This window comes from Merdimmobilis hominis (assembly GCF_016901855.1).
GTDB lineage: Bacteria > Bacillota > Clostridia > Oscillospirales > Ruminococcaceae > Paludihabitans.
Genome location: NZ_JACJKY010000001.1, coordinates 244,217 through 251,861, shown reverse-complemented (window position 1 = coordinate 251,861; position 7,645 = coordinate 244,217). Strand labels below are relative to the sequence as shown.

The window sequence follows — 7,645 nt, the reverse complement described above, 5'->3', positions numbered from 1 at the left end:
AGTGGAAGCGCTCAAAGAAGCAGACTACACAACAGCAACCTGGGCAGCTTTGATTGAGAAGCTGGATGCAGCGAAAGCAGTTGCAGGTGAACCGGATGCATTGCAGGATACAGTCGATGCAGCATATGACGCACTGCTCGAAGCAAAAGGTGCATTGGTTGCTTCCGGCGATCAAAGCGCGCTGCTTGGATTGCTCAATACAGCAAAAGAGTTGGATTTGAGCAAATATACAGAGGAAAGCGGCCAGGCGATTCTTGCGGCAATTAAAGCAGCAGAAGACGTTATTGCGGCACGCGGCACAGATGAGGAAATTGAAGCGGCATATGCTGAGCTTGAAAAAGCACTGACAGACGCAGAACTTCTCCCGACAGAGCCCGAAGATCCGGAGGTTCCGACAGATCCTGAAAATCCGGATACCAGTGATAATGTACCGCTGGTCCTTCCGATCGCACTTTTGATGACAGATGCAGTGACTCTGATCTTCAAAAAGAGAAGAGAGGTACGCTGATATCTGTTTAAGATGAAACGATCAAATCGTTGATCTAACACAACAAAAACACCCGCCGTTCCTAAAAGGAACGGCGGGTGTTTTTATATGCTGTTTTGTTGTTTAGGAATACATTTTGATAATTTGTTCTGCGATGCTTTTTCTTGTTACACACTGGTCCATTGCCTGTTTTTCGATATAGCGGTGTGCACCTGGCTCATCCATTTTTAATTCACTGATTAAAATCCATTTTGCACGGTTGACAATTCGGATTTCCTCCATTTTTTCTTCAATGGAGAGCGTTTTCTTTTCTAGTGTACGAAAACGTTCCCGTGCACTCGCCATAAAGCTGAGTGCGGTGAAAAAAGCAGGCTTTGCAGTGGGTTTTGACAATACAAAAACACCATGTGATGCAGCCTTATCATAAACCTCATCGTATAGTTCTGTGCTGACAATCAACAATACAACGGTTTCTTTTATACTGCAAGTGTCGATGGCAAAATGCAGGCCGAAATCATCCGGAAGCGGAGCATTAATGATGATATGATCGAACGAATATTCCGTGAGGACTTGTTTTGCAGCGTGGATTGTCGAAACAATTTTAATTGGAGAATACTTTGATTCCGGAAGGCAGGCAGAAACAGCAGTATTAAATTTGTCTGATGATGAAACAATCAAAACACGATAAATGCGTTCTTTCAGACTCATTTATACGTCCCCCTCATATGATTTTTTAAATCATCACATACATTCTTTACAGTAAAGATTTAAAATCTTTTCCGGAATATGCGCTTTGACAAACGTACTGGCTGCTGCAATTTGTGCGGCTTCCTGCATGCTGGTTGGCAGCTTTGAAAACTGTTGGAGTGTTTTTGCATCTGCATGATATAAATTGAAGTTCGCAGCAGGAGGCAGATCAAGCTGATGTGCAATACCGTATAAACCGGCGTAAATCATCAGTGTGAATGCCAAATATGGGTTTGCTGTCGGATCAGGTGAGCGTAGTTCTGCACGCCGGTATTCACCGATTGCCGCAGGAATACGCACAAGCTGCGAACGATTTTCACTGGACCAGGAAATGTATGCCGGTGCTTTGCTTTTTCCGAACCGTTCATAGGAAGCTTGGGTCGGATTTAAAAATGCAGTGATTTCCGGAATTTTATCTAAAACGCCGGCAATCATATAGCAAAGATTTTCGGATGCAGTGCAAGGTTTGACAGACATATTGATATGAAATCCGTTTCCAGGCTTATCGCTGAGCGGTTTTGGACTAAAATCAGCAAATAAGCCATTGCGGCGGCACACAGTTTTAACGATCGTTTGAAATGTCATTGTGTTATCAGCCGCAGTCAGCGGATCAGAATATCTAAAATCAATTTCGTTTTGACCGGGACCTTCCTCATGATGAGAGCTTTCAGGCTGGATTCCCATTTGTTCGAGTGTCAGGCAGATTTCACGCCGGATATTTTCACCTCGATCTTCGGGTGCGATATCCATGTAGCCTGCATTGTCATACGGGATGGCAGACGGATTTCCGTTTTCATCTAAATGGAACAGATAAAATTCCTGCTCTGCACCAAATGAAAACGAAAAACCGGCGCGTTTTGCATCTGCAACCGCTTGTTTGAGCAGATTGCGTGTATCGCATTCAAACGGCGTACCATCCGGATACGAGATATTTGAAAACATGCGAACGACTTTTCCGTGTTCAGGACGCCAAGGAAGCTGCATCAGCGTTTCCGGCTCCGGACGAAGCAATAAATCCGAGTGGGTTTCATCGCCAAATCCCGCAATCGCCGAGGCGTCAAACGCGATTCCATATTCAAAAGCACGCGGAAGTTCCTGCGGCATGATCGAGATGTTTTTTTGCTTGCCGAATACATCGCAAAAGGCCAGACGAATGAATTTTACATCATCCTCCTGCACATACTGCAAAACTTCTTCTTTTGAATACTTCATAGATCGCTACCTGCTTTCTTTTTAATTTTGCACATACATTTGTTTGTATGGATTTTTGCTGTCAGGTGTGACAACTGTAAACGGCGCATCTAAAATTTGCGCCATATCAGCACCAAACAGACGGCAGTATTCTTCGATATACTGCGTCAGTTCTTTCATATCCTCATCAGTTGCTTTTCGTGCAGTAACCTGCTGAGGAAAACGAATAGACGAGCAATCACTGCGCAAAAACATTTTGCCGCCGTGCATTCCGGTGCAGGGGAAATTGCCGACAATAGGATGGCGCTTATCTTCGTGAAGACCCAGTACAACAATTACACCGCCGGCTTGATATTCGCCGAGAAAACTGCCAGCACTGCCGCCGATCACCATAACGGGTACTTTTTCTTTGTATGCTTTCATGTGAATGCCTGCGCGATAACCGGCGTTTCCTTTTACAAAGATTTTTCCGCCGCGCATTGCATAGCCGGCAGCATCACCGATATTGCCGTTTACGATAATGGTTCCTTCATTCATCGTGTCGCCCACTGCATCCTGTGCGTTGCCGCTTACGGTAATTGATGCACCGTTTAAATATGCACCGAGTGCATTGCCGGGAACGCCGTCAATCGTGATTGTTCGCTGTGACATTCCTGCGCCGATAAACCGCTGTCCGCAGCAGCCGGTAATTGCAAATGTGCCTGTATTTTCACGCAGCTTTTCATTCAGTGATTGATAACTCAGATCTTCTGCATTTATTTTTGTCATTATACCACACCTCCGAATTTTTTTCTACGATTTTCGGGTGAAAATGCGGCAGTTGTAGCCACTGCTTTAAGCATTTCGAAATTGACAGAATCAAGCGGTGTCTGTTCACGGATTAAAGAAGTATAGATACCGGCACGCTCTGTTTCGCCGATCAGAATAAATCCAATCAATCGGTTCTCTTTTGTAAACAACCGCTTTAATTTGCAGTCTGTTTTCTCTTCATAGACATCACCGTCATAGCTGCCGGCTGTCATTGCGTGCAAACCGAAAAATCCGATAGAGTTCATCGGGATCGCATTGTCAAACTGCGCGTTTCCGCCTGCCATGTTGACGCCTGCGGTATGTCCCTGCATATATGCATTCGGAAGAATCGCCAAGACACGTTTTTGACCGTATGAAATATCTTCGCCTTCTGTGCAGTCGCCTGCGGCAAACAGATCAGGAATGGATGTTTCCATCTTCGTATTAACAATAATGCCGCGGTTTACTTCGCCGCCTAAATCTTTCACCAACGCGGTGTTTGCGCGAACACCGACAGCAAGGACAAGAATGTCAAACGACACTTGTTTGCCGCTTTTCATGAATGCGGTGTTTTTATCAAATTTCACTGCGGTATCTCCAAGCAGGAAATGAATATCATTTGCTTCGAGATGGCGCTGCATGATTGCGGCACACTCCGTGTCCAAAATACTTGACAGCACACGATCTGCAAGGTCACACACTGTAATGCTCTTTACACGTCCGTGGAGACCTTCTGCACATTTGAGTCCGATCAAGCCTGCGCCTACAATCAGTACATTTGCATCTTGATGAATTGCTTTCTCAAGTGCCAAGGTATCATCAAGCGTCATAAACGAATAGCATTGTTCGACCGTGCTGAGGCCTTCAAACGGCGGAACAAACGCAGAAGAACCGGCTGCAACACAAACAGAAGTATAGGGAAGAGCAGTAGCGTCGTCTAACAGAACCTGTTTCTGCTTAGAATCGATTTGAACAGCTTTTTTGCCATAGATCACTTCGCAACCCATGTTTTCATAGAAGTGCCCGTCACGATAATTCATATGTGCAAGATCGGTTTTATGCTCTAAATAGTACGAGATTAAGGGACGGCAATATACTGCGTGATTTTCCTCGGAGATCACAGTGATTTTTCCGTTTTTGTCAACGCGCCGGATTCCTTCGATACATCCGACAGCAGCAACACCGTTTCCGATGATAACATAAGAATTCATTCTGCGTCACCTCTTTCTTCATAAACAATCGCGTGATTCGGACATCCTTTTACACAGGCGGGTTCTCCGCAGGTGTTTTGGAGACACAATTCGCATTTTTGCATAATGCCGGTTTCACCCGGTGCCAATGCGCCATAGGGACAAACAAGCACACAGGTTAAGCAGCCAACACATTTTTCTTTATCGATGTGTACGACACCGTCTACTTTAGAGATTGCACCGGCAATACAGCTTTTTACACAGATCGGATCGGTGCAGTGACGACAGGAAACCGCATACGAAATGTTATCGGTTTCCTCGATGTGGATGCGGGGATAGATTGTTTTTCCTTTTAGTGCGGTCGCCATATCTTTCATGCCGGAATTGGCGAATGCACAGTTATATTCACATAAATGGCATCCAAGACACCATTCTTCATTTACATAGACACGTTTCATATCATCACTCTCCCGCATGAGAGATCCCTAAGATCTCCAGTTCTTTTTCCGTTAAGCCGATGCCGCGCAGCATCAGGCGGTTGCCGCGCAGCGCTTCAATGGAGTTAATGCCCATGCCGCCCATCAATTCTTTGATTTCATGCCGCCAAGCATCCATTAAATTGACAAGCCGTTCGCTTCCGATGTCAGGATTTAAACGTTTGACCAGTTCAGGACGCTGGGTTGCAATGCCCCAGTTGCATTTGCCGGTTTGACAGGTGCGGCAAAGATGACAGCCAAGTGCAAGAAGTGCGGCTGTTGCGATATAGCATGCATCTGCGCCAAGGGCAATGGCTTTGACGATATCCGATGCACTGCGGATGGAACCGCCGACAACAAGCGAAACGTTGTTGCGGATACCCTCATCACGCAGACGCTGATCAACCGCTGCGAGCGCCAATTCAATCGGAATACCGACATTATCTCGAATTCTTGTAGGAGCAGCACCCGTGCCGCCGCGGAAGCCGTCAATCGCGATAATATCCGCGCCGCTTCTGGCAATGCCGCTGGCGATTGCAGCGATATTATGAACCGCTGCAACTTTTACAATGACCGGTTTTTTATATGCGGTTGCTTCTTTTAATGAAAAGACAAGCTGGCGCAGGTCTTCGATTGAATAGATATCATGGTGCGGTGCAGGGGAAATTGCATCGGAACCTTCGGGAATCATACGGGTACGGGAAACGTCGCCGACAATTTTAGCGCCGGGTAAATGACCGCCGATGCCCGGTTTTGCGCCCTGACCCATTTTAATCTCGATTGCAGCACCTGCTTTTAAATAATCCTCATGAACGCCGAACCGTCCGGAAGCGACCTGTACGATCGTGTTTTCTCCATAGCAGTAGAAATCTTCGTGCAAACCGCCTTCACCGGTGTTATAGAGAACCCCGAGTTTTTGTGCCGCACGTGCCAGGGAGGCGTGAGCATTGTAGCTGATTGAGCCATAGCTCATTGCCGAGAACATAACCGGCATGGAAAGTTCAATTTGCGGAGGAAGCTTGCAAACTAAATGACCGTCTTGATCACGGTCTACTTTTTGCGGCTTTTTGCCAAGGAATACGCGTGTTTCCATCGGTTCACGCAGCGGGTCGATCGAAGGGTTTGTGACCTGAGATGCGTTGATTAAGATTTTGTCCCAGTAGACAGGGAACGGTTTTGGATTTCCCATGGAGGAAAGCAAAACACCGCCGCTGTTTGCTTGTTTATAGATTTCTGTAATCGTGTCCATCTGCCAGTTTGCGTTTTCGCGAAGCGTGCAGTTGCTTTTTACGATTTTCAGCGCTCTTGTCGGACACAGCGACACACAGCGCTGACAGTTTACGCATTTTGATTCGTCACTCATCATGACACCGCGCTGCGGGTCAAAGAAGTGTACTTCATTGGCGCATTGGCGCTCGCATACACGGCAGGCAATGCAGCGGTTGTCGTTTCTGATAACCTCAAATTCGGGATAGATATATGAAATGCTCATCAATAAGCACCGTCCTTTACTTGAATGATCACAGGTTCGCCGCCTGCAGGTGCCCAAATGTTTTCTGCATTGGGCTCCATCGTACGGATCGCAGCTTCTTCGCTGGCAATGAATACTTTGTCGTCTTTTTCGCCGACAACCATCGAACGGAGCTTTAAGCGATCGTTTAAGGCCATTAAGCCGCCGTTAAATCCAAGAACAATGGAGAACGGACCTGTAACGAGCAGATTGGAGAAAACAGTCCGCAGAAACAGATGTTTTTCTTTATCAATCAAATCTGTTTTCTGTTCAATCGTGCTCCAGAATGGCGCTGCAATGACGCTTGCCGCTTCACCGAGCGTTAAGCCCTGTACGCGAATCAGATAGTCCATAATATAAGTGATTACTTCCGTATCGGTTTGAAGTGTACATTTATATCCGAACATTTCAATAAACCGACGATTGGCATCATAAGAAGAAATCTCGCCGTTATGAACGATGGACCAATCAAGCAGTGTGAACGGATGGGCACCGCCCCACCAGCCCGGTGTATTGGTTGGGTAGCGTCCGTGAGCGGTCCAGGAATATCCTTGATATTCTTCGAGTTTATAAAATACACCGACATCCTCCGGGAAACCAACCGCTTTGAACGTTCCCATATTCTTTCCGCTGGAAAAGACATAAGCGCCTTTCATCTCTGTATTGATTTGCATCACTGTGCGGGCGACAAATTCCTTTTCATCAAGCTGCATCGATGCGAGAACGGATTGCAATGGTGCGACAAAATATCTCCAAATAATCGGTTCATTTGTAATAGAACGAATTTTGCGTGTTGGAATCATCTCGGATTTGACGATTTCAAATCGTTCTTTTAAAAAGACCTCGCAGTTTTTGCGGGTAGCGCGTTCATCAAAGAACATATGCAGTGCATAAAAATCTTTGTATTCCGGATAAATGCCATAGCCTGCAAAACCGCCGCCGAGACCGTTGGAACGGTCGTGCATCGGTTTCATCGCATTGACGATCATTTCACCCGACATCTTGCGGCCTTCTTTAGAAATGACAGCGGCAATCGCACAGCCGGATGGGATTCGAACTTGACCTTCTACTTTCATATCGGTTTCTTTCCTTTCAAGGGATGTGTAAAAAGAAAAAGCGCCCATTTTGGCATACCATATGGAATGCCAAAATGAACGCCTTTGCTCATTTGCAGTTATTATAGGACGCAAATTGCATTTTGTCAAGAGAAAAGAATGAATTGAAGATATTTTTTGCAATATTGAAAAAATAAAAT

7 protein-coding genes and 1 pseudogene are annotated in these 7,645 nt (G+C 45.9%); 1 reads left to right on the top strand and 7 read right to left on the bottom strand.

The genetic code is table 11. The annotated features are described in order from the left end of the window. Positions 1-508, top strand: a pseudogene (locus tag H6A12_RS01315) (FIVAR domain-containing protein); the annotation flags it as partial. 102 nt (positions 509-610) lie between these two features. Here H6A12_RS01315 and H6A12_RS01310 read toward each other — a convergent pair. The 7 genes from H6A12_RS01310 to H6A12_RS01280 are packed head-to-tail and all read right to left on the bottom strand — an operon-like array spanning position 611 to position 7,466. After that, on the bottom strand, positions 611-1,195 hold the full coding sequence (locus H6A12_RS01310; protein WP_204443981.1) for an ANTAR domain-containing response regulator: 585 nt from the start codon (positions 1,193-1,195) through the stop codon (positions 611-613). 33 nt (positions 1,196-1,228) lie between these two features. Then, complete coding sequence (locus H6A12_RS01305) at positions 1,229-2,446, bottom strand: glutamine synthetase family protein (protein ID WP_204443978.1); 1,218 nt, start codon at positions 2,444-2,446, stop codon at positions 1,229-1,231. Between the two features lie 21 nt (positions 2,447-2,467). Beyond that, positions 2,468-3,193: a glutamate synthase gene (locus tag H6A12_RS01300; protein WP_204443976.1), complete on the bottom strand. Its 726-nt coding sequence runs from the start codon at positions 3,191-3,193 to the stop codon at positions 2,468-2,470. After that, positions 3,193-4,425 carry an NAD(P)/FAD-dependent oxidoreductase gene (locus H6A12_RS01295; RefSeq protein ID WP_204443974.1) on the bottom strand — a complete coding sequence of 411 codons (1,233 nt, stop codon included), beginning with the start codon at positions 4,423-4,425 and terminating at the stop codon, positions 3,193-3,195. Before H6A12_RS01295 ends, H6A12_RS01300 begins: the two co-directional genes overlap by 1 nt. Then, positions 4,422-4,862 carry a 4Fe-4S dicluster domain-containing protein gene (locus tag H6A12_RS01290; protein ID WP_204443972.1) on the bottom strand — a complete coding sequence of 147 codons (441 nt, stop codon included), beginning with the start codon at positions 4,860-4,862 and terminating at the stop codon, positions 4,422-4,424. Before H6A12_RS01290 ends, H6A12_RS01295 begins: the two co-directional genes overlap by 4 nt. A 4-nt stretch (positions 4,863-4,866) precedes the next feature. Next, the gene (locus H6A12_RS01285) at positions 4,867-6,372 is read right to left on the bottom strand and encodes a glutamate synthase-related protein (RefSeq protein ID WP_204443970.1); all 1,506 of its coding nucleotides are present in this window, start codon (positions 6,370-6,372) and stop codon (positions 4,867-4,869) included. Next, a complete protein-coding gene (locus tag H6A12_RS01280; protein WP_204443968.1) occupies positions 6,372-7,466 on the bottom strand; it encodes a class II glutamine amidotransferase in 1,095 nt (364 codons plus the stop codon). Before H6A12_RS01280 ends, H6A12_RS01285 begins: the two co-directional genes overlap by 1 nt. Positions 7,467-7,645 lie beyond the last annotated feature (179 nt).

Coding starts and splice junctions, on each gene's coding strand:
- H6A12_RS01290 (WP_204443972.1), bottom strand. CDS start 4,862: ATGAAACGTGTCTATGTAAATGAAGAATGGTGTCTTGGATGCCATTTA.
- H6A12_RS01285 (WP_204443970.1), bottom strand. CDS start 6,372: ATGAGCATTTCATATATCTATCCCGAATTTGAGGTTATCAGAAACGAC.
- H6A12_RS01305 (WP_204443978.1), bottom strand. CDS start 2,446: ATGAAGTATTCAAAAGAAGAAGTTTTGCAGTATGTGCAGGAGGATGAT.
- H6A12_RS01280 (WP_204443968.1), bottom strand. CDS start 7,466: ATGAAAGTAGAAGGTCAAGTTCGAATCCCATCCGGCTGTGCGATTGCC.
- H6A12_RS01295 (WP_204443974.1), bottom strand. CDS start 4,425: ATGAATTCTTATGTTATCATCGGAAACGGTGTTGCTGCTGTCGGATGT.
- H6A12_RS01300 (WP_204443976.1), bottom strand. CDS start 3,193: ATGACAAAAATAAATGCAGAAGATCTGAGTTATCAATCACTGAATGAA.
- H6A12_RS01310 (WP_204443981.1), bottom strand. CDS start 1,195: ATGAGTCTGAAAGAACGCATTTATCGTGTTTTGATTGTTTCATCATCA.